This is a genomic window from Paenibacillus farraposensis (assembly GCF_020736845.1).
Classification (GTDB): Bacteria; Bacillota; Bacilli; order Paenibacillales; family Paenibacillaceae; genus Paenibacillus; species Paenibacillus farraposensis.
The window spans coordinates 1-276 of record NZ_JAFFQR010000100.1; the positions used below are offsets into that span (position 1 = coordinate 1).

Sequence of the window (276 nt, forward strand, 5' to 3'; positions counted from 1 at the left end):
CGCTACGACGACCGTCTCCTGCACAGCCTCCACTTTCAACAGCTGCGTTTCCACTTCACCGAGTTCGATCCGGTAGCCGCGTATTTTCACCTGATGGTCGATCCGTCCCAAATATTCGATATTCCCGTCCGCCTGCCAGCGAACCAGGTCTCCTGTTCGGTACATCCGCTCTCCCGGCGAAAAAGGACTGTCCACGAATTTCTCCGCCGTCAGCTCAGGTCGGTTGAGATACCCTCGCCCGACCCCGTCTCCCGCGATGCACAGCTCGCCCGGCAC

General features: G+C 59.8%; 1 protein-coding gene. It reads right to left on the bottom strand.

All coding sequences use genetic code 11. The annotated features are described in order from the left end of the window. Positions 1-276 (bottom strand): AMP-binding protein (locus JO375_RS15910; protein ID WP_229525385.1); only part of this gene is annotated, 276 nt, incomplete at both ends.